This is a genomic window from Arthrobacter sp. D1-17 (assembly GCF_054130535.1).
The window spans coordinates 4,020,569-4,045,385 of the sequence record NZ_CP096382.1; the positions used below are offsets into that span (position 1 = coordinate 4,020,569).

The window sequence follows — 24,817 nt, forward strand, 5'->3', positions numbered from 1 at the left end:
CCCTGTGTTTACTGCGCTGGTTTGTTATTGCCCGGAGCTACTGGGCGCAGAACTTGCTGTAGGTGCTGCCGGCATCCTGGTAGGCGGTCGACAGCTGCTGGAGCTTTGCGGAGTCCGGGTGCTCCTTCACGGATTCGTCCGCGTAGTCCAGGATGGCCCGCAGGGCAGGCTTGAGATCGTCCGAGGACACGGCCTCGATGGGCCGGATCTGGTTGGCAAGCTTGATCATTCCCGTCTTGCCCATGTTTCCGGTGGGGCTGGACACGACAGTCCTGACCCGGTCGCAGGTTTCCGCAGTTGAAAGCTGCGGGGAGGAGCAGGCGGAGGCGGACAGCAGGAGCCCGGCGGCCAGCACGGCAGTAGTGAGTTTCTTCATGATTCCCTCAATTGTTGACTAGGGTCGATTGTAAGCAGACAAGGATAATTTGTGGCATGACGTCAAGCTTCAGGTATGAGGTCGAGGTCCTGCATCTGCTGGTGTCACCGACACACGCCTACTTCGGCCGGGCCCGTGAAGGCGCCGCTGACGTCCCGGGTGCAGAGGCCGGCTCAGTCGAGTTGGTGGCCGGCAAAGGAATTGTGGGTGACAGGTTCTTCGGCAAGGCCGCCCACATGGATGCCGCAGTCACCCTGATCGCTGTGGAGGCGCTCGAAGCCATGGCTGCCGAACTGGGAGCGGGCCCGTTCAACCCGCTGCTCACGCGGCGGAACATCGTGCTCAGAGGAGCCCACCTTCCCCCGCTGCTGGGCAAAGAATTCGCCTTGGAATCACGCGGGGAACTTCTGCAGCTCAAGGCCGGTCGGCCTGCCCATCCCTGTGCGTGGATGGACCAGATGCTCGCCCCGGGCGCCCATAAAGCAATGCGCGGATGCGGAGGCATACGTTGCCAGTCACTCTCGAGCGGAGCCCTGCATCGAGGCCCGGCTGTGCTGGTCAGTCCCGTGCCCCTGGAACCGGGTGCCGCCGGCACGCCCGCGGTGCTGCGGCCCACGCGCCTTCCGTAGCAGCTGCAGCGGGCACCTCCGCTGCAAACCGCCGGGCAACTGCACACCGCTGGCAACTGCACACCGCTGAGAATGACAGCCGTAAGCCACTACAGGCCGTTGAGCAACTCAGCCCGCCTGGCTTTGAACTCCTCCGTGCTGATCAGGCCCTGCGTGTGCCGGCGCGCCAGCTCATCCAACTGCGCAGCAACGGACGGGACCGGTGTGGAGAAGCGGTTGATGGCGACAACGCGGATGACGACGCCGATCAAAACCACCACGATGCCCAGCGCGATCAGGACCCACGTCGGAACCGAGGCGGCATCGATGTTCCGGTAGCACTCACCCGCCGCCCGCGACCCTGTCCGCAGGGCATCGAAGATCTCGGCTTCACGGCTTTGCGGAAGCAGCGGGCTGCCGCAAAGGGGGCCAACCTTCTGCAGGCCAACGATAATACCCGCAATGGAAACAGCGAATCCGGCGACGATCAGCCAGATCCAGCCGCGCCGCGCCATGGGATCCGGGCTCCCGTTACTTTCGATGTCTCCCCCTTGGAAAACGCAGGTGTTGCAGAAAATCCTATTGCCTTGCTGAAGAAGAACCGCAACAAGGCAACAGGACTGCGTTTCATAGAGGTCGACGGCGAGCGCTGGGCATCACACTGGGGCAGAGTGTGATGCCCCGCCGCGAGAAAATTGCACCGCCCCCAGAACTCAGCCTTGGCGCGCCTTCATGCGCGGATTTTTCTTGTTGATGACAAAGGTCCTGCCCCGCCGCCGGACAATCTGGGCGCCGGGAATTTTTTTCAGCGCGCGCAGGGAGTTCCGTACTTTCATGATGTGCTCCTTTTAGTTGGTTCGGCGTTCTGTTTCAGGCCGAATGGATCGTTGATTGCGCCCGGCCCGGCCGCCATCTCGGCTTCGGTGAGTTCGCAGGCGCTGAGGAGGGCGGCGATCTCGGCCGGGTCGACGTCGTCGCCTGTGACAGCAAGAACCGTTTCGCGGTCACAGGAAGCTGGAACCGTTTCGGGACCGGCGTTCTGGCCGCTGAGCACGTCGGCGGGAGGCGGATCCTGACGGAGCCGCCAAGACCCCGTGTCTTCCAGCCAGATCCGCGGCCCAATGCCCTGGATGGCAATCCTGCAGTCGGGTGCTGAGGCGACCCATAGGCGGCCCCGCACCCAGCAACTCCCCTCGGCGAGGGCTGCCAAGGCATGCCGGAAGCGTTCCGGGTGCAAGGGTCGCCCGAGTCGCTGGACAACCGTCCGGAAGGGCAAGGAGGACTGTTCGGGAAGCCGGACTGAACCGGGCACGGTACGTGCCGTGGCCTCAGCCAGGTGGTGGCGGCCCGTCCGGACCTCACCGCCGCTTTCCGTCACCACAGCGTGCGGAGCCAGTTCCCGGATGAGCCGGACGCCGCGGTTACGCGCCACAGGATCCACCGGCACCAGCGCCGGATCGGCCAGCACGACCGTGTCACTGAACGCGAACTCGCCCATCAGGAACTCCCCCGGCGTCCGCTCATCCTCCGGTACAGGAGTGAAGCCCGACTCAAAAAGCGTGTGGTGGTCCCACACCTGGTCCTCAACGGCGTCCGGTGCGCACGCCAGCACGACGGAGTCAATGGTGAGGGCGTCCCCGAGGCCTTTCAGAAGGGCCTGGACCGCTGTTGTTGCGGAGACCGCCGCCGGCAGCCCCAGCACAATCCTGGAATTTTTCCTCAGCATCTTCGCGACCGCGGGAACGACGTCGAGGCGGACCGTGTAGCTCAGGCAGCCATGTTCCAATGTGGACTCTTCCCGCTCAAGGAGCCGCCCTTCCTGGAAAATCCTTCCGATAACCACGCCGTCTTCCAGCAGGTCGTGGAAGACAACACTTGAACCTGCCTCCTCCGCAGCCAGAGCGGCGCAAGCTCTTTGACGACTGAACACATCCAGGGAACTAACAACAGTCACGTTCATATCCCCGAGCCTAGTTGAGAATCATTCTCAGATACAAACCAAGCCGGCGACCGTCTCAATTGACACTGATTCTCATTTAGTTGAGAATCGATATCATGAATCCCCATCTACGCGCCGCGCTTGTTGTGCCTTTTTTGTCCGCTTTTGCCCTGACGGCCTGCTCAACCGGCAGCCCTTCCGGCTCTGAGGGCACTGCCGGTGATGGGGAATCCCTGAAGGTCATGGCTTCGTTCTATCCCCTGCAGTACGTCACGGAGCAGGTGGGCGGCGACCTTGTCCAGGTCGAATCGCTCACTCCGCCCGGCACCGAGCCTCATGACCTTGAGCTGTCCCCCGCCTCCGTGGCAGCCGTGGAGAAGTCTGCGGTCGTCGTTTACCTTTCGGGTTTCCAGCCCGCCGTGGACGAAGCCATCAAGCAGGCAGCCCCCGCCCATGCCCTTGATGTGTCAGCGGAGGCCGCCCTGCCCGCCGGCCACTCTGAAGAAGAGCACGCCAGTGAGGGTGCCACGTCCGGGACCGAGGCAGCCCACTCTGAAGCAGAGTCTTCGGAAGCAGCGCACAGCGAGGAAGCCGGGCACACCGGCGAAGCGCACGCAGGCGAGGACCTGCACTTCTGGCTCGACCCCGAGCGGCTTGCCCACACGGCCAGTGCCGTTGCAGGGCAGTTGGGTGAGGCCGATCCTGGCAACGCAGCCACCTACAAGGCCAACGCGGAAGCCCTTGCCACGAAGCTGACCACCCTGGACAAGGACTTCAGCCAGGGCCTCGCCACATGCAAGACCCGCACCATGGTCGTCTCCCACGAGGCCTACGGCTACCTCGCGGAGAAGTACAAGCTGAAGCAAGTCGGCATCTCGGGCCTGTCGCCGGATACGGAGCCGTCACCGGCAAGGCTGGCGGAAATCGGCAAGGTGGTCAAGGATGAAGGAGTGAGCACCATCTTCACCGAAACCCTCGTCAACCCCAAGGTCGCCCAAACCCTGGCTGCAGACCTTGGCGCCAAGACGGCCGTCCTTGACCCGCTTGAGGGCCTGACTGACGAGAGCTCGGACTACGAGAAGATCATGCGCAAGAATCTTGGGGCGCTGCGCTCGGCCCTGAGCTGCGCCTAAGCCCGTGCCCGGTTCCCAGCCGCCGATCCGGACCCAAGGACTGTCCGTGTCGGTTGAAACCGGCACCATACTGCATGGAATCGACCTCACCGTCACGGACGGTGAGGTCGTTGCCCTGCTTGGGGCCAATGGGTCCGGCAAATCAACGCTGGTTAAAGCCCTGACAGGGATCGTGCCGATCACTTCCGGTCATGCAGAAGTCTATGGTGCGGACGTTACAGCAGCCCGCCGGTCCGTACCCTGGTCCCGGGTCGGCTACGTACCCCAGCGGATGGGGCCGAGCTCCGGAGTGCCGGCCACCGCCGTCGAAGTCGTGGCCTCCGGGCTGCTTGACGGCAGGCGCCTGCGCCCCGGCCGCGGTGCCCGCCGGAAATCGCTGGAGGCCCTCGATCAAGTGGGCCTGCTGGACCGGGCCCACGACAGCGTCCAGGTGTTCTCCGGAGGCCAGCAGCAGCGCGTCCTGATTGCCCGCGCGCTTGTCCGGGACCCCGACCTGATCATCCTGGACGAGCCCCTCGCAGGGATCGACCGGGCCTCCAAGGAAGCGCTGGCCCTCACCCTCGGGCAGATGCAGACGAAAGGCACCACCATACTCGTCGTCCTGCACGAGCTTGGAGAACTCCACGGTCTCATCGGCCGTGCCGTGGTGCTGCGCCACGGCCGGATTGTCTTTGACGGTCCACCGCCCTCAGCGGCCCCCGGTCATGACCACCCGGACCATGACCACGTTCACGCGCACGGGGACACACCGCCACCCGGACACAAAGTCCCCGACCTTCGTTCGGAATGGTGAAGTCCATGCTCGACGCTTTGTTGTTGATGCTGTCCAGCCCGCTCATGCAGCGGGGCCTGGTGGTTGCCGTCCTCGTGGGCATCTCGGCGCCTGTCATGGGGACGTACCTCGTGCAACGCCGGCTCGCTCTCCTCGGCGACGGCATCGGGCACGTGGCGCTGACCGGCGTGGCGATGGGCTGGCTCGCCGGCAGCGCCGCGGGCCTCACCCCGCACGACCTGCTGGCCATACCGGGCGCCGTCATTGCAGCGATCATCGGTGCCGTACTCATTGAAATTGTCAGGGAGAAGGGCCGGACCAGCGGTGATGTCGCCCTCGCGCTGCTCTTCTATGGCGGCATTGCCGGCGGCGTCCTGCTGATCGGCCTGGCCGGGGGCACTGCGGCAAACCTCACGGGTTATCTGTTCGGATCCATTTCCACCGTCACCACCCTGGACGTCTGGCTAACGGCAGGCCTGGCCCTCGTTATCCTCGGCATCGGCCTGGGCCTCCGCCCGGCACTGTTCGCCCTGTGCCACGATGAGGACTTCGCCCGTTCCACCGGCCTCCCCACCCGCGCGCTGAACATCATGGTGGCCGTGCTGGCTGCCCTGACCGTCTCGGTGTCGATGCGCGTCGTCGGGGTCCTCCTCGTCTCTGCCCTGATGATCGTGCCGGTAGCCATCGCACAACTCGGCGCCCGTTCGTTCCGTGCAACCATGACGACGGCGATGGGCATAGGTGCCGCTGTGTGCGTCACCGGCCTGTCCATCACCTACTTCCAGGAGCTCTCGCCGGGTGCGACTATCGTCATCCTTGCCATCGGCCTGTACGCCGTAGTCGCCGTCCTCCGGCCGCTGCTCAGGCGTCCGGCACGGGCCAAGGATCCGCACCTCGATGCGGAGGACGATGTCCAGGTGGCCGCGAGAACCTGACCTGGGCTCATGAACGCGGCCGTTTTATCGCCGCCGTCTTCTAGATCCCGCCGCAATCCAGCGGCACCCAAAGCCTCCCCGGGCTCGCAGCCGGGGAGGCTTTTCGTTGCCCGGAAAACCTGGCCCTCAGCCTCGCCTTCCGATGATTCGGCAGGGTTGCGGCCCTTCACAGGCTCCTCCACCCTTCAGCCGCGCCGGCACACGCGGTCCTGGCTAACTTGTTATTGATAATCATTTGCATTTACGCTTCGGTGGGAACAATGGACCAAAGAAGGGCTCGGAGAATGATGTGGCGGAAAATAAGTGCAGCGGGAGCGTCGGTGGCCGCACTGTTGCTGGTGGCGGCGTGCGCCGGAGAGGGTGCAAACAGCACCTCCAACCCGGAGCGGCCGCTGAAGGTGGTGGGGCAGTTCGAGCTTCACAGCTTGGACCCGTCCAACGGCGGGGGCTTTTTTACCCGTCTGCAGGTGGCGGAAACCCTCGTTGATGCGGACATCCATGGTGCGCTGCAGCCCGGCCTGGCCACCCGCTGGGACGTAGACCCCGGAGGACTCACCTGGCGCTTCAATCTCCGCGCCGGCGCTTCGTTCCATGACGGCACGCCCGTCACCGCTGCTGCTGTAGCCGCTGCCCTGCAGACCGCCAAGGCCAAGGCCGGAACCCCCTTGTCCACAGTGCCGGTGAAGGCCATCGCAGCAGACGGCGGAGCTGTGCGCGTCGATCTGGTGCAGCCCTACGCTCCCCTGCCGGCGGTTCTTGCCCACACCAGCACCCAAATCCTGGCACCGAGTTCCTACAGCTCCGACCGCAGGGTGACGTCAGTGGTGGGATCCGGCCCCTACCGGGTCAAGCGGCTGGAACAGCCGGCCGACGTCGATCTCGTGGCCTTTGACCAGTGGCAAGGCAAAAAACCCGCGATTACGGAAGTGAGCTACCAGGCGGTGGGCCGAGCCGAAAGCCGGGCCCTGATGGCCGAAAGCGGCCAGGCCGACGTGGTCTTCGGCATGGATCCGACCAGCCTGCAGCGCCTCAAGCAGGGCGGAAAGCTGACCATCAAGGACGTCACCCTGCCCCGCACCATCCTGCTCAAGGTCAACGCCAAACACCACATTCTCGGTGACACCCGCGTCAGGCAGGCGCTGAGCATGGCGCTGGACCGGCAGTCGATGGCCACTGCACTGCTGAGGGATCCAGAGATGGCAGCCACGCAACTGTTCCCGCCATCGCTCCCGGAATGGCACCAGGATTCGGTGGCGCCCCTAAGCCATGACCCCGACGCAGCCAAGGAACTGCTGGCGAGGGCCGGCTGGCGGGAAGGCAGGGATGGCATGCTCGAGCGCGGCGGCCAAAAGTTCTTCGTCACCCTGCGCACCTTCCCCGACCGTCCCGAACTGCCGGTCCTGGCCACAGCCATCCAGGCGAAGCTGAAGGAGCTGGGGATTACCGTGAACGTCAAGGTGGGCAACTCCAGCGAAATCCCGGCCGGGCACCAGGACGGTTCACTCGAGCTTGGCTTGTACGCCCGCAACTATGCCCTCGTGCCCGATGCACTGGTCACGCTCGCGGGTGACTTCGGAGCGGGCGGCGGGGACTACGGCGCGATGGGCTGGAACAGCCCGGCGCTCACATCGACCCTCAACACCATGGCCAGCGGCAGTGATCCCGACGGCCTGAAGGAAGGCCGGCGGCAGGTGAGCGAGATCCTGCAGCGCGACCTGCCTGTCATACCTGTCGCCTGGTACCGGCAGAGCGCGGTGGTGAGTAAGCGCGTCGGGGGACTTGAACTTGATCCGCTGGAACGTTCCTGGCGGCTCACCGAACTCACCTGGGCGAAGTAGGCGGGCGTGCAGATTTCGACATCACCGGCCACGCAGCGGACTGCCGGACCGGTCGTCCGGGTACTCCGCGAGCGGGCCGTCCAGGCCATCACAGTGGTGCTGCTCGTCTCTACCGCCTGCTTCGCCATCGTTCAAAGCCTGCCGGGCGACATCGGCTTCCGCATCGCTGCAGGACGTTACGGCTACGACCAGGTCACAGCAGCGTCGGCCGACGCCGTCCGCCATGAGCTCGGACTGGACCGCCCCGCATGGCAGCAGCTCCTCGACTGGCTCGGCGAACTGCTCTCCCTCAACCTGGGAACCTCTCTGGTCACCGGGGCCAGCGTCCGCACAGAAGTAGGGCTTTATCTCTCAAGCAGCATCCAGCTCGCGGTGGCGGCGCTGGTTGCCGGGCTGGCTGTCGGCGCCACTGTCGGAACCTTCGCCGCAGCGAGGCCGGGCGGCCTGCTGGACCGGCTCACCACACTGTGGGTTTCCGCAGCGAGGGCGCTGCCGCCGTTCCTGCTGGGCCTGGTGCTCATCCTGGTTTTCTCCGTCCAACTCGGCGCCCTGCCCGCTGCAGGACACGGGGAAACCGGCAACATCGTGCTGCCGGCCGCGACGCTCGCCGTCGGACTTTCCGGGCTTTTTGCCCGGGTTACCAGGGACGCCGTGGTGCAGGTCCGGCAGTCCGACTATGTCCGCTTCGCCGCCACCAAGGGACTGGGCGAACGGCTCGTGTTCTTTCGGCACGTCCTAAGGAACACCGGCGTGACGCTGATTGCGTATGTCGGCGTGCAGCTGCTGATCCTCATCGAAGGCGTGGTCGTCGTCGAGAGCCTCTTCGCCTGGCCAGGCCTGGGCCACGCCCTGGTGCATGCCATCTTTTGGCGGGACATCCCCGTGATCCAAGCGGCGGCGCTGGCCCTCGCCCTCCTCGTCGTCGTACTGAATACTGTGGTCGACCTGGGGTCGCTCGCGCTTGATCCCCGCCCCCGCCGCCGGGAGGCAGTGCGATGACGACGCCAACCATCCTTCGCCGCCCTGTAGAGACGGCAACCGGGCAAGGCATCCGACACGCTGCCGCTGCTGCCCTCACCCTTCTCCTGCTGTTCGCTCTCCTTGGCCCGCTTGCCTGGCCGGACCACTCGGCCCAGGACCTGTCGCGCTTCCTTGAGGCACCCAGCCTGGCTGAACCGCTCGGGCGGGACCATCTGGGCCGGAGCGTCATCGCCCGCCTGGCTCACGCGACGCAACTGTCGACGGTGATGGCCGTGCTGTGCGTGGCGACTGCCCTGGTGGTGGGAACCTTGGCCGGGATTATTGCGGCCTGGCGCGGAGGATGGGCCGATGCCCTGCTGCACGGCCTGTCAGAGGCATTTATTGCCGTGCCGGCCCTACTGGTGGTCCTCATGTTCTCGGCTGTCGCGAATGGCGACCTGTGGACCCTCTACGTCGGGCTGGCCCTGGCACAGTGGGTGGAGTACTTCCGCGTGGTGCGCGCCCGCAGCGGCCTTGTGCTTGCCGGACCTGCCGTCGAGGCCGCGGGACTGCTCAAACTGGGCCGGGTCCACATGCTGCGCCGGCACCTCTGGCCTGAACTGCGGCCGCTGCTGACCACGATGGCCACCTTCGGTGTCGGAACTTCCATTATCGCCCTGTCGACCCTGGGCTTCGTGGGAGTAGGAATCCAGCCTCCTACTCCGGAACTGGGACTGATGATCACCGAGGCCTTCCCGTACTACCACGAGGCCCCCTGGATGTCCCTGGCGCCCGTCCTGATCCTCACCACTGTACTGATGGGGCTTCTGGCCCTGCGAAGCAAGGAATCCAGCTCATGACCATGCGCCTCAACCACCTCGCCGTCACCTCCGGCGGCACCACCCTTGTCGACGTCGAAAATCTGCACTTCGCGCCCGGACAGGCCGTCACGATCGTGGGTGAAAGCGGCTCAGGGAAGTCGCTGCTGGCCCACGCGATCATGGGAACGCTGCCGGCCAACCTAACCGTGCGGGGATCCCTGACCGTGAACGACAAGGCGTACGACCTGGCTGACCGGACCAACCGGCAGGCGCTGTGGGGCAGTGTCATGTCCCTGCTGCCCCAGGAACCGGTGCTGTCCCTCGATCCCACGATGCGGGTGCAGGAACAGGTCGCCGAGGGGGCCCGCTCCTTTCCCTCCGATAAGGGGGGCGCGCGCAGGACTGCCCTGACGCTGCTCGGCTCGCTTGGCTTGGGCCACGCGTCCCGCGCCTACCCGCATACCTTGTCTGGCGGTATGGCGCAGCGCGTCGCGTTCGCCGCTGCCACCATCGGCAATGCCCGGGTACTCATCGCCGACGAGCCGTCGAAGGGCCTGGACGAGGCCGCCCGCGGGGAGCTGGCCTCGCTACTCAAACGCCACCTCGAGGCCGGCGGCATCCTCCTGACCATCACCCATGACCTAAGCCTTGCCCGCGACATCGGCGGCACCGTCCTGGTGATGAAGGACGCCCACGTCGTTGAACAGGGCTTAGCCGGACGTGTCCTCACAGAACCAGGCCACCCGTACACCCGACGGCTGCTTAGCGCCGAACCGGTCAACTGGGGCTATTCCTGGGCAGCCAGCGTGACAGCTGGCCAGCCGGCAGGACAGCCGGTCATCACGGGAGAAGGACTTAGCAAGTCCTACAACGGGCAAGAACTCTTTGCCGATCTCTCCGTCACCGTAAGGCAGGGGGAACGGATCGCGCTCAGCGGCCCCAGCGGCAGCGGCAAGACAACGCTCGGCAATATTCTGCTGCGCCTGCTGCCGCCGGACAGCGGGAAGGTGTCCCATGCGGACGTGCTCGACGGCGGGCGGCTGCAGAAGCTCTACCAGGACCCCACGTTGGCATTCGCTCCCCGCGCCACCCTGAAAGACTCCTTCGGCGACGTGATGAGACGCCATCGGCTGGACCGCGACCGCCTCGACGAACTGATGGCTTTGCTCCGCCTTGCCCCCGGGCTGCTGGAGCGGATGCCGGGGCAGGTGTCCGGCGGGGAGCTGCAGCGCCTGGCCATCATTCGGGCCATGCTGCTCCGGCCGGCCCTCGTCTTTGCCGACGAGCCGACCTCACGCTTGGACCTCATCACGCAGCAGGAAACAATGAGCTGCCTGATGGACCAGGTGGGCAGCCACGGCTGTGCCCTGATGCTGGTGACCCATGACCAGAGCCTCGCAGACGCCGTTACTCACCGCAGTATCCAGCTCGATAGTGTCGCCAACAACTTGCGGGGACGGGAACTTCGGCCCGTTTCCGCGGAATAAAGCAGCCTCCGCACATGGGGGATATGCGGAGGCTGCCGCCTCTAAAGCTACTTACCCGCCGGTAAATAACTCAACTGGATTACCGGAGTCCTTCCCGGACCCCGGCATCGCGACCGGATCGCTTCGGACAGGTGTGTAGAGACAGACCCGCCTGTCTCTACACACCTGCAGTCTAAGGAGGTCCGGCTAGCGGATGTTGGGGAGGTCCCTGTAGCTGTTCCGGCATAGGAGCCTGCCGTCAATGTCGCGAATAATGTGGTCCACACGGTCCCGCACCGCAGCCCGCCTGCCGGCATCCAGGGCCTCAGACTGGCTCGTGCTCACCACGAGCGACGGCCCGGCCCCCTCCCGCCGGGTCTTCCACAGCAGGTCTTCGTAGTAGGTCTCAACATTGCTGCCAGCCACAACAGATCCCTCCCCAAGAATCAGCCGGCCGCGACTCTGCTGCACGGCCGCCTGTGATCAGTCTCACCCTGGAGTCTCAAGACAGAAGCAGGGCAAGCTCAAGATCTGCTCAAGAAACGGATGGGGGCGCCGGACGACGATCATGCGCCTGAGGTCCTGCGGGACACACTGAAAGCCTGCTTTGTCCGGGGCTCATGGGCGGTGTCCTGTCGGTTGTTGCCGGGCTGGCCTCCTGCCGCTGATGTGACGCCGCCGCTTCCTGACCGTGCGTGTCTCGGCTGCCCTCGCTGTTACCGGCCTCTTGTGGAGCTGGGGGATCGGACAGTATCCACGTGTTCGCGCTGGCTCGCCCTGGCCGAGGCCGCGGCCACGCAGAGCGTTCTGGCTGCCAACGCGATCGCAGTGGCGGTAGCCGGGATTTTGGTGCTTCCATCACTGTGGTGGCTTTACATCACCTTCCAGCGGGACCAGTTTCCCCGGACCGACGAGCCCAGCGAGTTACAGAAGGACGAGCCCCGCCAGTAACAGACGGAAGAATGGTCTGCCGTTCTGGAAACCTGGTGACGGCTAACCCGCTGGCTGCCGTGCAGAGAACGCATCGATCACGTTCCGGCCGGCCTGCTGAAGCAGGGTTGTGGCGGCGACCGGGTCCTTTGACGTATCGAGCGCGCTGAGGTCCTGGAGTGCAATGACGTCTTCCAGGCCCAGTTCCTGTGCCGCTGCTTCGTCTAGGGCAGAGCTTCCCACGACCGCCCGTACGGGAGTTCCTGCCGCCCGCGCGCAGACCGCCGAAATAAGCTTCCCGTCCGCCGTTTGGGCGTCAAGGCGCCCTTCGCCTGTAATGAGCAGATCGGATTTTTGCACATGCCCGTCGAATCCGAGAAGGTCCAGGAAGTAGTCCGCTCCCGAGACGAGCGATCCGCCCAGGAGGAGGAGTCCGAAGCCGATTCCACCGGCGCTGCCGGCACCCGGACGGTCTGCCAGCCTTTCCGGATCGAGGCTGGGAACGCCCCTGCAGGCCCTGATCAAAGCTGAGAGCCCCGCGTCGAGGCGAGCCACTGTTGCTGCATCGGCTCCCTTCTGGGGGCCGAAGACGTGGGCTGCGCCCTCATGCCCACGGAGCGGATTCGTTACGTCACTGGCGCCGACAAGTTCGATGCCCGTGAAGTCGAAGACGTTGCTGAGATCGACGTCGGCAATGCGTTCCAGTTCACCACCATTGGGCTCCACTAGATCGCCGTCGGCATCCTTGAACTGCGCGCCGAGTGCGGCAAGCATGCCGGCGCCGCCGTCGGTACTGGCGCTGCCGCCGAGGGCCACCACCAGACGCTTGGGCTTCAAAAGCGCCGCGGTGAGCATGGCCTCCCCGATGCCACGGCTGGAGGCATCCAGCGGCCGCAGTTGCCCGCGCAGGGTTGCCAGCCCGCAGGTCCCGGCAACCTCCACCACGGCCGTTGTCCCGTCGAATGCTATCCCGGCAGAGCGGACGAGCCCGTCAGCACCCTGCACGAGGATGGCCACCAAGCGGAAACCTGCGGAGAGCGCGGCCTCCACGCTGCCGTCCCCGCCGTCTGCGAGCGGCAACAGAGTTACCTGCGGCTTGGGACCAACCGCACCAGACGCGATTCCCGCCCGGAGGGCGCCGGCAACATCCGCAGCTGTGAGGCATCCCTTGAATTTGTCAGGCGCTATCAGGATGCGGAGGGGCGACCCGGCAGTCTTCAGAGCCCCTGCTGCTGCAGCACTACCGGACGTGCCGGCCGGCGGGCCAATAACCTCGCGCAGACTCTGTTCAAGCATGCCGTCTCCTCATCGAGCGAGAGGTCCCGTGGAGGACGCTCAGGGGACCAATGGTGGTTTGAACCAATTAGAGCCTCCAGATCGAATTTTGTCTAGCAAAAGTACATGTCTGGCAAGCGCTCCCGGCTTCCCTATCAGCCTTAGAATCGAGAAAACAGAGGAGTATGCGGTGACCAGACTGATGACGGTTTCCCTTGTCGAGGCCATCGCGGCAGACATCAGATCGCGGATCCTCCGGGGCGACTACCCGGCCGACGCCTCCTTCAAGGAAGTGGAAGTAGCCGCCGAGTATGAGGTGGCCCGCCCCACCGCGAAGGCCGCCATTGAAAAACTCGTATCCGAGTCACTTCTGGTACGGCGATCCAACAAGACCGCACGCATAGTCACACTCACCCCGGATGACGTCCGGGACATCTACAAGACAAGGGCTCTGCTCGAAAAGGCGGCGCTCCTGCAGCTCGCCGGAGCCCGGTCCGTCCCGGCCAGCGCCCTTTCAGCGCAGGAGGAACTTGAGCGCCTCGGCGGCAGATCGGGCCTGGACATCATCGACCCTGACATGCGGTTTCACATGGCACTGGTAGACAGCCTGGAGAGCCCGAGAACCAGCCGGATGTACGACTCCCTGATCTCGCAGGTCAAACTCTGCATGGCCCAGGTTCAGGGCCTGCACCTTGTCCAGCCGGGGCGCATCATCAAGGAACACCGGCATCTCCTCGACCTGATCGAGGCCGGCCACGGAGGTGCTGCGGCGGAGTTTCTGGAGGAGCACCTCGCGAGACCCCGGGAACTGCTGGTCGCGGCTATCGGCGGGGAAGCAGGGTCCGAAGCCGATCTTGATTCAGTCACGGAGGGGTAGCCTCACCCGCAGACCCTTGGCGGCGGCGTGGCTCTGGGACGGATTACCAGGCGCGGAGCTCGCGGGTAATGCCGAAGGGGACAGTATCACTGAGCACCACACTGAACTTGTCGGCTCCGTGCCGGGTCACCAGAGCCAAAGGTTCAACTTTCTCTGACCCACTACGCTGCCCAACAAGTATGTGGCCTGCAACTTCACGAACGGTCATAGAGTAGAAATTCGACCGAAGGGCGAAGATCAGGCCAGGGCACATGCCCTCGCCCTGTTGTGCCGCGTAAGCAGGGGATTATCCGCGCCTGCCGCCGTCAATGCCGTCGGGTTTCGATGCGCTCCACAGTCATGCCTGTGTGGCCCATAGGCGAGCACGCTTAGTAATCCTTTAGGCTCCGCGTTTCTCTTGCGCTGCAAATAGCAAGTGTGCTTACTATCGGAGTGGGTACCACGCTTACTGCTCACGCGGCATTGCCGGCTCTTAATCACCAGCTGACCTTCGAAAGAAAGCAACGATGACAGAGAACCAATGGCCACAAGCTGCAGAGCCCACCGAATTGGCGAGTCGGCCGCTATGTCATCACTCGAGAACCATCACTCCGGAAGATAGGAAGTACCGCCGTGAAAAAGCTGCTCTTGGCACTGGCCCCGGCAATCCTCAGCCGCATTCTTCGCGCACGCAGGGAAAAGCAGGCGCGCACCACGCAGACCCGGGGCCGAGACCGCCGCGACCGGCACTGAGGTGCACCGGCCCTGAGGTGCACCGGCCCTGAGGTCCACAAGCTGAAAGGTGCACTGGCCAGCGGAAGGACTTAGCCAGCCGACCGGTCAAAAGTGCGCTCCATCGGCCTTGACGGCGAGCACGGGGCGGTCCGCCTGCATGAGAATCCGTTGGGCGTGGCTGCCGAGAATGAACTTGCCCACCTGCGACCTGTGCCGCAGCCCGATCACGATGAGGGAGGCGTTGGCTTCGCGGGCCACATCAAGGAATTCGTCCGCGAGGTCGTGCTGGTAGGGCGGCTGGATGACCGACGCGGTGACGCCGGCGTCGGCGGCACGGCGCGCCGCACGTTCCAGCACGTCCTCCGGCGCAACAGCCTTGTCCACGAGCGCCCCCTCCCGGGCCGAATTGACGATCACCAGGTTCTGCTTCCGCAGCTGCGCTTCGGCGATGCCGGCGGTCAGGGCCGCCTCACCGGCCGGCGTGGGAACGAATCCGACAATGATGCTCATACCTTCTCCTTCAACTGTTCTGTCTCGGGCACCTGAATGGCAGCCGCCCTGCGCTTGGCCACCGTGGTCTTGATCGCCGGCAACAGGGCCACCAGGACGAACACGAGGAGCAGTGTGGCGGAGATCGGACGCCCGAAGAAGCCCGTGGGGTCGCCGCCGAATACGAGCAGTGAGCGCCGCAGCGAGCTTTCGAGTAGTTCACCGAGCACGAAGGCCAGGACGAGCGGACCGGGCTCGAAGCCGAACTTCTTCATCAGGTAGCCGATCACGCCGAAGACCACAACGAGGGTGACGTCGAACATGCTGTTGTTGATCGTGTAGGCACCCAGCAGAGTGATCAGGGCCGTGATCGGGGCGAGGATTGCTGCCCTGACGCGGAGGATCTTCACGAACAGCCCCACGAGCGGCAGGCTCATGATCAGCAGCAGGATGTTCCCGATGTACATCGAGTTCACCACACCCCAGAAGAGGTCCGGGTTTTCCTCCACCAGCTGGGGGCCGGGGGTGACGCCCTGGATCAGCAGTGCGCCGAACATCAGTGCCATGGTGGCGTTGGCGGGAATGCCGAGGGTAAGCAGCGGAATAAATGAAGAGGTGGCTGCGGCGTTGTTTGCCGTTTCCGGTCCGGCCACGCCCTCCGGGGCTCCCTTGCCGAAGCGTTCGGGCTGCTTGGCCCGCTTCTTCTCCATGGCGTAGGAGGCCATGGATGCGATGGTGGCGCCGCCGCCCGGCAGGATGCCGAGGAAGAAACCCAGAATGGAGCCGCGGCCGATAGAGCCGGACGCCTGCTTCAGGTCGCTGCGGGAGGGCCACACGTTGGCGACCTTGGACGGCGCCTTCGCGGCGCGGTGGCGTTCCTCGAGGTTGTAGAGGATCTCGCCGAGGCCGAAGATGCCCATGGCGATGGGCACGAAGTCGATGCCGTCTGCCAGCTGCAGGCTGCCGAAGGTGTAACGGGTCTCGCCGGTGAACGCATCGCGCCCTACCGTGGCGAGCAACAGTCCCAGCGCGGCGGCGATAAGGGCCTTGGTCTTCGAGCCGCTGCTAATGGTCGCCACCAAAAGGATGCCGAGCAGTGCGAGCGCGGAGTATTCCGCGGGTCCGAAGTCGAGCGCGAAGCTGGCTACCACCGGGGCCAGGAAGGTCAGGCCGATGATGGCCGCGGTGCCGCCTACGAAGGAACCGATCGAGGCAAGGCCGAGCGCCGTGCCGGCCTTGCCTTGCCTTGCCAGCTGGTAGCCGTCAAAGACGGTGACCACGGAGGAAGCCTCACCGGGCAGGCGGAGCAGCACAGAGGTGATGGTGCCGCCGTACTGGGCGCCATAGAAGATGCCGGCCAGCATGATGATGGCGGTGACGGGCTCCACGTTGTATGTCAGCGGAAGAAGGATGGCAATGGTGGCGGCCGGGCCCAGCCCAGGCAGCACACCGATCAGCATGCCTATGACGACGCCGATCAGGCAGTACAGAAGATTGGTGGGCTCCAGGACAACCGCAAATCCGTTGAGCACGGGATTCAGAAAATCCACGGGGGTCTCCTAGAAGAGATGGGGGATGGAGGTGTTGAGCGCCAGGACAAACAGCCCGTAAAACGCTCCGACGACGGCGGCGCTCACCACGAGCGTGGAGCGCCAGGTTTCGCTGCCCAGGAACCGCATCCAGACGATGCAGAGTGCCAGTGCTGGCAGTTCGAAGCCGACTGCGGGCATCAGCGCCACCATGAGGGCCAGGGTCACCAGGCCGGTCAGGGGCGCCATCGACATGCGGGTGAACTTCTCGGCATCGCGGTTACGGTGCCCGATGATCAGCTGGTAAAGCCCCAGCGCCACCATCACGCAGCTGATCAGGAATGGCCAGAGTCCGGGCTGGGGCGCTGCAGGGGTTCCCAGTCCCATCACCACGGACAGGACAAGGGCACTGACGCCCAGGCAGAGGACCACCAGGGAGGAGGCAGCGTTCGCCAAAGGGCCTGCTGCGGGCGGTTTTTCCTCTTCCCACTGCGCGGCCAGCTGTTCGGGCGTGAAGCCGTCCAAATCACCCGAAGGGAGCGCGCCGCCGTCGATAACGGGGGTGCCGGGAAGGGCGGCGTCCCCGCCGGAGGGGGCAGCGACGTGGCTGCCCCCTCCGGCGGGCACTGGGGGTGTTGCCTGCACTTGGATCACTTCGTTCCGCTGAGGCTGATGTCGTACTTCTCCACCAGGGACTTGTACTTTGCGGCGTAGTCCTTCCACTGGGCCACGACTTCCTCGCCGGAGATTTCCTTCGGCGTCAGCAGGTTCTGCTCGTTGAACTGCTTGTAGGCATCCGACTTAAAGGTCTCCTGGAGAGCTGCGGCGAGCTTGTCCTTGACCTCTTGGGGGGTGCCCTTCGGTGCTGCGACCGCCCGGTACTGGGCGACCGGAACGTCGTAGCCCGACTCCTTGGCGGTGGGCGTATCAGGCAGGAAGGTGTTGCGCTCCTCGGAGAACACCAGCAGCGGGGCGACCTTGCCTGCCTTGATCTGCGGCATTGCCTCGCCGAGCTGGATGGTGGCCAGTTCAACCTGGTTGCCGAGGACGGCGGTCAGTGCGGGCTTGCCGCTGTCGAAGGGAACATCGGTGCCCTTGACGTTGGCCTGCTTGAACAGCACGGTCTGGGCGAGCTGGCTTCCGGTGCCCACGCCGGTGGTGCCGAACGTGACGTTGCGGCCGGCGCCGGTGACATCCTTGATGGTCTTGAAACCCGACTTCCCGCTGGCCACCAGGACGTAATCATCCTGGGACAGGCCGCCGATCACATCGAAATCGTCGATGTTCACGGCCTCGTCCGGAGTCACCGCAAGCGGAGTGATGGTGATCAGGGAGGCGTTGAGCAGGACCAGGTTCTGCCCGTCGGCGGGCTTGCCTGCAACTTCCTTGGAGGCCAGGGCACCATTGGCACCCGGCTTGTTCACCACGGGCATTGGGGCACCGAGGGTCTTGGCGGCACCTTCGGAGACAGCACGCGCAATCAGGTCCGTGCTGCCGCCCGGGGCCTGCCCCACGGTGAGGTTTACGGGTCCGTTGGGGTACTTCGATGAATCGGTGCTGCCGCCGGCAACGTTGCCGCAAGCGGTCAGGGCCAGAAGGGCCACGGCGGAAGCGGTTCCGAGAATGGAACGGCGGGAAGGGAAGCGCGTCATTGAAACTCCTCGTTTGCACTGCGGGGCGGGGGGGCCCTGTAAGTAGTTGTGAACCGGGTCACTGCCCGGTCCGCTTTGTCGAGTGTAGGTAGCCGTTATGATGCATGTCTAAGCCCAAATATGCATCAGGTAATACCCGGAAGGCATCATGTTCACTTTCGACCAACTGGCAGGCTTCATCGCCGTGGCTGAGGAACTTCACTTCGGCCGGGCAGCAGAGCGGCTCAACATGACGCAGCCCCCGCTTAGCCGTCAAATCCAGAAGCTGGAAAAGGCAGTGGGCGCGGAACTGCTGGAGCGGGACAACCGGAAGGTCGAACTGACGCCGGCCGGCCGCGCCTTCCTGGACGAGGCCCGGCGGCTGATCGCCCTCGCCGAACGGGCGCCTGCTACGGCCCGGCGGATTGCCTCAGGGCGCTCCGGCCACCTGCGGATCGGCTTCACCGCCGCCAGCGGCTTCAGCATCCTCGGGCCTCTGCTCGAGGAGATCGCTGAGATCCTCCCGGACGTGGACATCGACCTCCAGGAACTCGTGACGGGCGAACAAATCATGGGCCTGCAGACCGGCGAACTGGACCTCGGCCTTGCACGGCCGCCGTTCGACAAGGAGACCTTCGATTCCCACCTCCTGTACCGCGAGGCCATGGTGCTGGCCGTCCCGTCCGGGCACCCGCTGGCCGAACTGGACCGGGACATTACCGACGAAGACCTCGGGAACGAACCCCTGATCATGCATTCACCCACCCAGGCCCAGTACTTCTACGACCTCGTGATCCGGATGATCCCCATCCAGCACGCAAACGTGGTTCACACGGTCAGCCAGATCCTCACCATGGTCTCCCTGGTTGCCGCCAAGCGCGGCGTGGCGTTCGTCCCGCACTCGGCGACCCTGCTGGGCATCCGCGACGTGGAGTTCCTGCCCCTCAAAAGCAGCGCCGGGGATCCGGTGGAACTCCACGCGATCTGGAACCGCAGCAACCGCAACCCCGCGCTGTCCCGTCTGCTGCACTCGCTCGAGTTCCCGGAGAACTGAACAACGCCACGAAGGCCGCGTAGTGATGCTCGCCGGGTATCAGTGCATACAAAAATGAACTTAGACAGGCATCACGGGTCTGCCTAGTGTGGAGAGGGACGAACCCACCCGCCGCGCCGACGCGGCGCCGACATGGAGGACCACACCGTGGCCAGATACTCGCCCCAGGAACTTGCCGACACACTCAAGAACGGGCTGCTCTCATTCCCCGTGACGTCCTTCGATGCCCAGCTGCAGTTTGACGAGGAGAACTATCGCAAGCACCTGGCGTGGCAGGCCAGCTTCCCGGTCGCCGGGCTCTTCGCCGCAGGCGGCACCGGCGAGGGTTTCTCCCTGACTCCGGCCGAGTCGGAGCGTGTGGTGCGGGCCGCCGTCGACGAGGTGGGCGGCATTGTTCCGGTCCTTGCCTCTGCGGGCGGCTCCACCGCCCAGGCCATTGAAAACGCGCAGGCAGCCGAAGCCGCAGGCGCCGAGGGCATCCTGCTCCTGCCGCCGTACCTGACGGAAGCCGACCAGGGAGGCCTGATCGACCACGTCAGCGCCGTGTGCAGCGCCACGTCACTCGGCGTCATCATCTACAATCGCGCCAACGCCATCTACAAGGACACCACGGTGGCCGCCCTGGCGGACAAGCACGAGAACCTGATCGGCTTCAAGGACGGAGTGGGCGACCTCGAGCATGACGCCCGCGTGTACGCCAAGCTCGGCGACCGGCTGTTCTACCTCGGCGGGCTCCCCACGGCAGAGACGTTCGCGCTGCCGCTGCTGCAGCTGGGCATGAGCACCTACTCCAGCGCCATGTACAACTTCGTTCCGCAGTTCGCGCTCGACTTCTACCAGGACGTCCGCAACAACGACCGCATTGCGGTCAACCAGAAGCTCAACGACTTCGTCATCCCCTACCTGGACATCCGCGACCGCGTGAAGGGCTACGCCGTCTCCATCGTCAAGGGCGGCCTCGACGCCATCGGCCGTTCCGCCGGCGGTGTCCGTCCGCCGCTGCAGAACATGGCGGCGCAGGACCTGGCCGACCTCAGGGCGCTCATCGCGACCGTCTCCTAATTGCGGCCGTTTCGCCACAACCACCTTTACCCAGGAGGAACCATCATGACCCTCACAGGGCACTCACTGATTGCCGGACGCCCCGTCGCCGGCGAAGGCAAGAACGCCTTCGCCTACAACCCCGCCACGAACGAACAGCTCGAACCGGCCTACACCCTGATCACCGAGGACCAGCTCAAGGCCGCCACGTCGGCGGCCGCCGAGGCTTTCGAGTCATTCAGCAGGCTTGACCCCGAAACCCATGCCGCATTCCTGGACGGCGTCGCGGACAACATCGAGGCCATCGGCGAGGAACTCATTGTCCGCGCCAGGCAGGAAACAGGACTGCCCGCCGCCCGGCTGCAGGGCGAACGTGCCCGCACCACCGGGCAGTTGCGCCTGTTCGCGAACGTCGTGCGCCAGGGCGACTTCCGCGGTGTGCGCATTGACCCGGCCATCCCCGAGCGCTCTCCCCTGCCGCGCGCCGACATCCGCCAGCGCCAGATTCCGCTGGGCCCTGTCGCCGTCTTCGGCGCCAGCAACTTCCCGCTGGCCTTCTCGACGGCGGGAGGAGACACCGCCTCCGCCCTCGCCGCGGGCTGCCCGGTGGTTTTCAAGGCACACAACGCCCACCCCGGCACCAGCGAGCTTGTCGGCCAGGCCATTGCCAAGGCCGTCAGGGATGCCGGCCTGCACCCCGGTGTCTTCTCCCTGATCTACGGTCCGGGCAGCAGCATCGGGCAGGCACTGGTCGCGGACCCGGCCATCAAGGCCGTCGGTTTCACCGGCTCGCAGAGCGCCGGCATTGCCCTGATGCGCACCGCCGCCGCACGGCCGGAACCAATCCCGGTCTACGCCGAGATGTCCTCGCTCAACCCCGTCTTCATTTTCCCGGGCGCGCTGAGCGCTTCCCCCGAACAGATCGATGCGCTGGCACAGCAGTACATCACCGCCGTCACCGGCAGCTCCGGCCAGCTCTGCACGTCCCCCGGCCTCCTCTTCGCCCCCGCCGGTGAGGCGGGCGACAAACTAGCTGCCGCCGTCGGACGCGCTGTGTCCGCCTGCGCCGGACAGACCATGCTGACCGAGGGCATCGCCGGCTCCTGGAACTCCGGGACCGAGGCGCTCAGCGCCGCGGGGAACGTGACCGTCGTCGGGACCGGAACCCCCGGCCCCACCGAGAACGCTCCGGCGCCGGCCATTTTCGGCACGAACATCAGCAACTTCATCAGCAACGAGGTGCTGCATGCGGAGATCTTCGGCGCGGCCAGCCTGGTGATCCGCTACTCCTCCATAGAGGAACTCGTCGAGGCGGCCAACCGGATTGAGGGGCAGCTCACCGCGTCCCTGCAGCTGACGGAAGAGGATTACCCGACGGCGGCACGCCTGATTCCGGTGCTGGAGCAGAAGGTGGGTCGCATCATCGTGAACGGCTGGCCCACCGGCGTCGAAGTCGGCCACGCCATGGTCCATGGTGGCCCGTTCCCGGCAACATCCGATACCCGCACGACATCGGTGGGTACGCTGGCCATCAACCGTTTCCTGCGCCCGGTCGCGTACCAGAACCTGCCCCAGGAGCTGTTGCCCGCACCGCTTAAGGACGCCAATCCGTGGCAGCTGAACCGCCGCATCGACGGAGAAGTCGTTCCTGCCGGCGTAGTCCCTGCAGTACAGAAAGAGGAGGTCAACGCATGACCGCCCAGCCCACAGTTGCCCGCGTGGAAGTGGTCCCGGTCGCAGGCCACGACAGCATGCTGATGAACCTCAGCGGTGCCCACGGTCCGTTCTTCACCCGGAACGTGGTCATCGTGACCGACTCCGATGGAAGGACCGGCCTCGGCGAGGTCCCGGGCGGCGAGAAGATCCGCACCACGATCGAGGAAGCCGGCGCCCTGATCGCCGGCAAGCCGGTGGCCCGCTACCGTTCCCTGCTGAGGGAGATCGCGGCAGAGTTCGCCGACCGTGACGCCGGCGGGCGGGGGCTGCAGACCTTCGACCTGCGTACCACGGTCCACGCAGTGACTGCCGTCGAATCCGCACTGCTGGACCTCCACGGCCAGTTCCTCGGCGTCCCGGTGGCCGAACTGCTGGGCGACGGGCAGCAGCGCACGTCAGTGCCCATGCTCGGTTACCTGTTCTTTGTGGGCGACCACAAGCGCACTGATCTGCCGTACCTCGTGGAGGACGCGCCGTCGGACCGCTGGGAAGAACTGCGCCGCCAGGAAGCCATGACGCCCGAGGCTGTCGTGGCACTGGCCGAAGCCGCGCAGCAGCGCTACGGCTTCAGCGACTTCAAGCTCAAGGGCGGCGTGCTGTCCGGCCACGACGAAGTGGACGTGGTCACGGCGCTGGCCAAACGCTTCCCCGACGCGCGGGTCACCCTGGATCCGAACGGCGGATGGCTGCTCGAGGAGGCCATCCGGCTGGGCAAGCGGATGCAGGGCGTGGTGGCCTATGCCGAGGATCCCTGCGGGGCCGAAGGCCGTTTCTCCGGACGCGAGGTCATGGCCGAGTTCCGCCGCGCGACGGGGCTGCGGACGGCCACCAACATGATCGCCACGGACTGGCGGGAGATGGCCCACGCTGTCCGCAGCAACGCCGTGGACATCCCCCTGGCCGACCCGCACTTCTGGACGATGCACGGCTCAGTACGGGTGGCGCAACTGTGCAACGAATTCGGTCTCACCTGGGGCTCGCACTCGAACAACCACTTCGACATCTCGCTGGCCATGTTCACGCACACAGGTGCGGCCGCCCCGGGCGAGATCACCGCGCTGGACACGCACTGGATCTGGCAGGACGGGCAGGGCCTCACTAAGAACCCGCTGCAGATCAAGGGCGGCGCCATCGAAGTTCCCGCCGCCGCCGGGCTGGGCATCGAACTGGACCGCCAGGCCTTGGACAAGGCACACCAGCTGTACCTGGAGCACGGGCTGGATGCCCGGGATGACAGCATCGGCATGCAGTACTACATCGAGGGTTGGTCCTTCGATCCGAAGCGGCCGTGCCTCGTTCGTTGATGCGCGTTCGCTGATACCCGTTCGGTAGCGCTCTTTTGTAGAAGGTGCTCGCTGGCACCCTAACTCTTCCGCACGGCCGGATCTCCCCTGCAAGAGGAGTCGGCCGTGCGGAACCCCAACGAGCAGCTAATCAAGCCAGCACACAGCAACAACGTACAGATAAAGAAGGGCGCACAGTGCTCGGCGTCGTCTCCGGAATACTTATCGTTTCTGCAGTCATCGCCGTCGGATACCTCGCTGCCAGGCTCCGCGTTCTGGGGCCGGAGGTCCAGAACGCACTCACCCGCACCGCCTTCTACATCACCAATCCGGCCCTGCTTTACACCGTGGTGGCGGGCTCCGATATCAGGGCCGCCCTCGGAACAGATGCCCCGCTGGCGCTGCTGTCCGCAGCGATAGTGGGGCTTCTATATTGCCTGCTGAGTTTCCTGTTCTTCCGCAGGCCAGTAGCGGAGACGGCGGTTGGTGCCATGGCTAGCAGCTATGCCAACGCCAACAACATCGGCATCCCGGTCTCCCTCTATGCCGTGGGGACGGCACAGCACGTGGCACCAGTGCTGCTGGTGCAGATCCTGGTTCTTGCCCCCTTCTACCTGACGGTGCTGGGCATTTCCGGCGGCGCCAGAATTTCGTGGAAAAGGATACTGATCCAGCCGTTCGCAAATCCCATGATTATCGCCTCCGGCCTTGGCGCCGCCGTAGCGCTGACCGGCTGGCACGCCCCGGACCTGCTGCAGAAGCCCATCGATATGCTGGCCGGGGGTGCCGTGCCCATGGTGTTGCTGGCCTTCGGGCTGTCGCTGGCTGGCCGGGCGCCGCTGCAAAAGGATGACGGCCGCACCGAGACGCTCGTTGCCACTTTCCTCAAAATCGCCGGCATGCCGCTCATCGTGTGGGCACTGGGCCGGTTCGTCTTCGGGCTTGAAGGCCAGCACCTCCTCGCGAGCGTCATCATGGCCGCCCTACCCACTGCGCAGAACGTCTTCCTGTTCGCCTCCCCATACGGGCGGGGCATGAGCGTGGCCCGGGACGTGATTCTCTGTACCACCCTGCTCAGCGCCGGCGCGCTGCTTGTCGTGGCATGGGCGAGTTCCCTTCCGTAACCGCGTGCATCCCGAAGTAATCTGGCTTTCCAGGATTTGTGCGCATCTGAGCGCACCGACACTTGGAAGCGGTGACCGCTGCTTCTTGGCTGACGCGCCACCTCAAGAGATACTGACCTTCCTGCAATACGCGGGAGTCACAAATGAGGAAGGTCCTTGCGAGCAGTTGGGTGCACTCGGGTGGATGATAAGTGCCTACATCCGGGACCCTGATGGGAACCTCCTGAAATTCGCCGCGTACTCCCGGGAGCCACTGTCACGCATCGTTGACGGTGCCGCTCCAGGGTACGCCGGACAGCCTATCCT

Annotated in this window: 25 protein-coding genes; 15 read left to right on the forward strand and 10 right to left on the reverse strand. The window is 65.1% G+C overall.

Going from position 1 to position 24,817, the window contains the following annotated elements:
• Positions 1-37: 37 nt before the first annotated feature.
• Complete coding sequence (locus M1E01_RS18620) at positions 38-376, reverse strand: hypothetical protein (RefSeq protein ID WP_457972993.1); 339 nt, start codon at positions 374-376, stop codon at positions 38-40.
• A 56-nt stretch (positions 377-432) separates the two neighbouring features.
• Here M1E01_RS18620 and M1E01_RS18625 point away from each other — a divergent pair, with 56 nt between their 5' ends.
• Entirely contained in the window at positions 433-1,005 is a 573-nt protein-coding gene (locus M1E01_RS18625; protein ID WP_457972994.1) for an MOSC domain-containing protein, read from the forward strand.
• Between the two features lie 89 nt (positions 1,006-1,094).
• Here M1E01_RS18625 and M1E01_RS18630 read toward each other — a convergent pair whose 3' ends face one another.
• From M1E01_RS18630 to M1E01_RS18640, 3 genes are all read right to left on the reverse strand, one after another.
• Positions 1,095-1,499 carry an SHOCT domain-containing protein gene (locus tag M1E01_RS18630; RefSeq protein ID WP_457972995.1) on the reverse strand — a complete coding sequence of 135 codons (405 nt, stop codon included), beginning with the start codon at positions 1,497-1,499 and terminating at the stop codon, positions 1,095-1,097.
• A gap of 198 nt (positions 1,500-1,697) precedes the next feature.
• Entirely contained in the window at positions 1,698-1,820 is a 123-nt protein-coding gene (gene ykgO, locus M1E01_RS18635) for a type B 50S ribosomal protein L36 (protein ID WP_011693081.1), read from the reverse strand.
• Positions 1,817-2,944, reverse strand: coding sequence for a GTP-binding protein (locus M1E01_RS18640; protein WP_457972996.1), 1,128 nt, complete (start codon positions 2,942-2,944; stop codon positions 1,817-1,819). The genes ykgO and M1E01_RS18640 overlap by 4 nt, the downstream gene beginning before the upstream one ends.
• A gap of 95 nt (positions 2,945-3,039) precedes the next feature.
• On the opposite strand from M1E01_RS18640, the gene M1E01_RS18645 reads away from it, so the two are divergent.
• From M1E01_RS18645 to M1E01_RS18675, 7 genes are all read left to right on the forward strand, one after another.
• Positions 3,040-4,056, forward strand: coding sequence for a metal ABC transporter substrate-binding protein (locus M1E01_RS18645; protein WP_457972997.1), 1,017 nt, complete (start codon positions 3,040-3,042; stop codon positions 4,054-4,056).
• A 46-nt stretch (positions 4,057-4,102) separates the two neighbouring features.
• A complete protein-coding gene (locus M1E01_RS18650) occupies positions 4,103-4,849 on the forward strand; it encodes a metal ABC transporter ATP-binding protein (protein WP_457972998.1) in 747 nt (248 codons plus the stop codon).
• A gap of 5 nt (positions 4,850-4,854) precedes the next feature.
• Entirely contained in the window at positions 4,855-5,763 is a 909-nt protein-coding gene (locus M1E01_RS18655; protein ID WP_457972999.1) for a metal ABC transporter permease, read from the forward strand.
• A gap of 320 nt (positions 5,764-6,083) precedes the next feature.
• A complete protein-coding gene (locus M1E01_RS18660) occupies positions 6,084-7,601 on the forward strand; it encodes an ABC transporter substrate-binding protein (RefSeq protein WP_457973000.1) in 1,518 nt (505 codons plus the stop codon).
• Between the two features lie 6 nt (positions 7,602-7,607).
• Positions 7,608-8,600 (forward strand): ABC transporter permease, encoded by a 993-nt coding sequence (locus M1E01_RS18665; protein WP_457973001.1) that lies wholly within the window; start codon positions 7,608-7,610, stop codon positions 8,598-8,600.
• Positions 8,597-9,421 (forward strand): ABC transporter permease, encoded by an 825-nt coding sequence (locus M1E01_RS18670; RefSeq protein WP_457973002.1) that lies wholly within the window; start codon positions 8,597-8,599, stop codon positions 9,419-9,421. The genes M1E01_RS18665 and M1E01_RS18670 overlap by 4 nt, the downstream gene beginning before the upstream one ends.
• Positions 9,418-10,869, forward strand: a complete 1,452-nt coding sequence (locus M1E01_RS18675; protein ID WP_457973003.1) for an ABC transporter ATP-binding protein — start codon at positions 9,418-9,420, stop codon at positions 10,867-10,869. The genes M1E01_RS18670 and M1E01_RS18675 overlap by 4 nt, the downstream gene beginning before the upstream one ends.
• A 186-nt stretch (positions 10,870-11,055) precedes the next feature.
• Here M1E01_RS18675 and M1E01_RS18680 read toward each other — a convergent pair whose 3' ends face one another.
• Entirely contained in the window at positions 11,056-11,274 is a 219-nt protein-coding gene (locus M1E01_RS18680; protein WP_457973004.1) for a DUF2188 domain-containing protein, read from the reverse strand.
• A 303-nt stretch (positions 11,275-11,577) separates the two neighbouring features.
• On the opposite strand from M1E01_RS18680, the gene M1E01_RS18685 reads away from it, so the two are divergent.
• Positions 11,578-11,799: a hypothetical protein gene (locus tag M1E01_RS18685; protein WP_457973005.1), complete on the forward strand. Its 222-nt coding sequence runs from the start codon at positions 11,578-11,580 to the stop codon at positions 11,797-11,799.
• A 42-nt stretch (positions 11,800-11,841) separates the two neighbouring features.
• Here M1E01_RS18685 and M1E01_RS18690 read toward each other — a convergent pair whose 3' ends face one another.
• Positions 11,842-13,074 (reverse strand): glycerate kinase, encoded by a 1,233-nt coding sequence (locus M1E01_RS18690; protein ID WP_457973006.1) that lies wholly within the window; start codon positions 13,072-13,074, stop codon positions 11,842-11,844.
• A gap of 169 nt (positions 13,075-13,243) precedes the next feature.
• Here M1E01_RS18690 and M1E01_RS18695 point away from each other — a divergent pair, with 169 nt between their 5' ends.
• Complete coding sequence (locus M1E01_RS18695) at positions 13,244-13,930, forward strand: GntR family transcriptional regulator (protein WP_457973007.1); 687 nt, start codon at positions 13,244-13,246, stop codon at positions 13,928-13,930.
• Between the two features lie 819 nt (positions 13,931-14,749).
• Here the strand turns inward: M1E01_RS18695 and M1E01_RS18700 are convergent.
• The 4 genes from M1E01_RS18700 to M1E01_RS18715 are packed head-to-tail and all read right to left on the reverse strand — an operon-like array spanning position 14,750 to position 18,314.
• A complete protein-coding gene (locus M1E01_RS18700) occupies positions 14,750-15,154 on the reverse strand; it encodes a universal stress protein (RefSeq protein ID WP_457973008.1) in 405 nt (134 codons plus the stop codon).
• Positions 15,151-16,683 carry a tripartite tricarboxylate transporter permease gene (locus tag M1E01_RS18705; RefSeq protein WP_457973009.1) on the reverse strand — a complete coding sequence of 511 codons (1,533 nt, stop codon included), beginning with the start codon at positions 16,681-16,683 and terminating at the stop codon, positions 15,151-15,153. The genes M1E01_RS18700 and M1E01_RS18705 overlap by 4 nt, the downstream gene beginning before the upstream one ends.
• 9 nt (positions 16,684-16,692) lie before the next feature.
• A complete protein-coding gene (locus M1E01_RS18710) occupies positions 16,693-17,307 on the reverse strand; it encodes a tripartite tricarboxylate transporter TctB family protein (protein ID WP_457973010.1) in 615 nt (204 codons plus the stop codon).
• Between the two features lie 5 nt (positions 17,308-17,312).
• Positions 17,313-18,314, reverse strand: coding sequence for a Bug family tripartite tricarboxylate transporter substrate binding protein (locus M1E01_RS18715; RefSeq protein ID WP_457973011.1), 1,002 nt, complete (start codon positions 18,312-18,314; stop codon positions 17,313-17,315).
• 148 nt (positions 18,315-18,462) lie between these two features.
• Between M1E01_RS18715 and M1E01_RS18720 the strand changes: the two genes are divergently transcribed.
• The 5 genes from M1E01_RS18720 to M1E01_RS18740 all read left to right on the forward strand — a co-directional run bounded on the left by M1E01_RS18720 (position 18,463) and on the right by M1E01_RS18740 (position 24,511).
• Positions 18,463-19,347, forward strand: coding sequence for a LysR family transcriptional regulator (locus tag M1E01_RS18720; RefSeq protein ID WP_457973012.1), 885 nt, complete (start codon positions 18,463-18,465; stop codon positions 19,345-19,347).
• Positions 19,348-19,494: 147 nt separating this feature from the next.
• Positions 19,495-20,409 (forward strand): 5-dehydro-4-deoxyglucarate dehydratase, encoded by a 915-nt coding sequence (kdgD, locus tag M1E01_RS18725; RefSeq protein WP_457975019.1) that lies wholly within the window; start codon positions 19,495-19,497, stop codon positions 20,407-20,409.
• Between the two features lie 45 nt (positions 20,410-20,454).
• Positions 20,455-22,083 (forward strand): aldehyde dehydrogenase (NADP(+)), encoded by a 1,629-nt coding sequence (locus M1E01_RS18730; RefSeq protein ID WP_457973013.1) that lies wholly within the window; start codon positions 20,455-20,457, stop codon positions 22,081-22,083.
• The gene (locus M1E01_RS18735; protein ID WP_457973014.1) at positions 22,080-23,408 is read left to right on the forward strand and encodes an enolase C-terminal domain-like protein; all 1,329 of its coding nucleotides are present in this window, start codon (positions 22,080-22,082) and stop codon (positions 23,406-23,408) included. Before M1E01_RS18730 ends, M1E01_RS18735 begins: the two co-directional genes overlap by 4 nt.
• Before the next feature lie 176 nt (positions 23,409-23,584).
• Entirely contained in the window at positions 23,585-24,511 is a 927-nt protein-coding gene (locus M1E01_RS18740; RefSeq protein WP_457973015.1) for an AEC family transporter, read from the forward strand.
• Positions 24,512-24,817: the final 306 nt, after the last annotated feature.

Excerpts from the sequence above, each read along its gene's own strand:
- M1E01_RS18620 (WP_457972993.1), bottom strand. The coding sequence starts at position 376 with ATGAAGAAACTCACTACTGCCGTGCTGGCCGCCGGGCTCCTGCTGTCC.
- M1E01_RS18735 (WP_457973014.1), top strand. The coding sequence starts at position 22,080 with ATGACCGCCCAGCCCACAGTTGCCCGCGTGGAAGTGGTCCCGGTCGCA.
- M1E01_RS18700 (WP_457973008.1), bottom strand. The coding sequence starts at position 15,154 with ATGAGCATCATTGTCGGATTCGTTCCCACGCCGGCCGGTGAGGCGGCC.
- M1E01_RS18645 (WP_457972997.1), top strand. The coding sequence starts at position 3,040 with ATGAATCCCCATCTACGCGCCGCGCTTGTTGTGCCTTTTTTGTCCGCT.
- M1E01_RS18630 (WP_457972995.1), bottom strand. The coding sequence starts at position 1,499 with ATGGCGCGGCGCGGCTGGATCTGGCTGATCGTCGCCGGATTCGCTGTT.
- M1E01_RS18675 (WP_457973003.1), top strand. The coding sequence starts at position 9,418 with ATGACCATGCGCCTCAACCACCTCGCCGTCACCTCCGGCGGCACCACC.
- M1E01_RS18625 (WP_457972994.1), top strand. The coding sequence starts at position 433 with ATGACGTCAAGCTTCAGGTATGAGGTCGAGGTCCTGCATCTGCTGGTG.
- M1E01_RS18670 (WP_457973002.1), top strand. The coding sequence starts at position 8,597 with ATGACGACGCCAACCATCCTTCGCCGCCCTGTAGAGACGGCAACCGGG.
- M1E01_RS18720 (WP_457973012.1), top strand. The coding sequence starts at position 18,463 with ATGTTCACTTTCGACCAACTGGCAGGCTTCATCGCCGTGGCTGAGGAA.
- M1E01_RS18690 (WP_457973006.1), bottom strand. The coding sequence starts at position 13,074 with ATGCTTGAACAGAGTCTGCGCGAGGTTATTGGCCCGCCGGCCGGCACG.
- M1E01_RS18715 (WP_457973011.1), bottom strand. The coding sequence starts at position 18,314 with ATGACGCGCTTCCCTTCCCGCCGTTCCATTCTCGGAACCGCTTCCGCC.
- M1E01_RS18730 (WP_457973013.1), top strand. The coding sequence starts at position 20,455 with ATGACCCTCACAGGGCACTCACTGATTGCCGGACGCCCCGTCGCCGGC.
- ykgO (WP_011693081.1), bottom strand. The coding sequence starts at position 1,820 with ATGAAAGTACGGAACTCCCTGCGCGCGCTGAAAAAAATTCCCGGCGCC.
- M1E01_RS18640 (WP_457972996.1), bottom strand. The coding sequence starts at position 2,944 with ATGAACGTGACTGTTGTTAGTTCCCTGGATGTGTTCAGTCGTCAAAGA.
- M1E01_RS18655 (WP_457972999.1), top strand. The coding sequence starts at position 4,855 with ATGCTCGACGCTTTGTTGTTGATGCTGTCCAGCCCGCTCATGCAGCGG.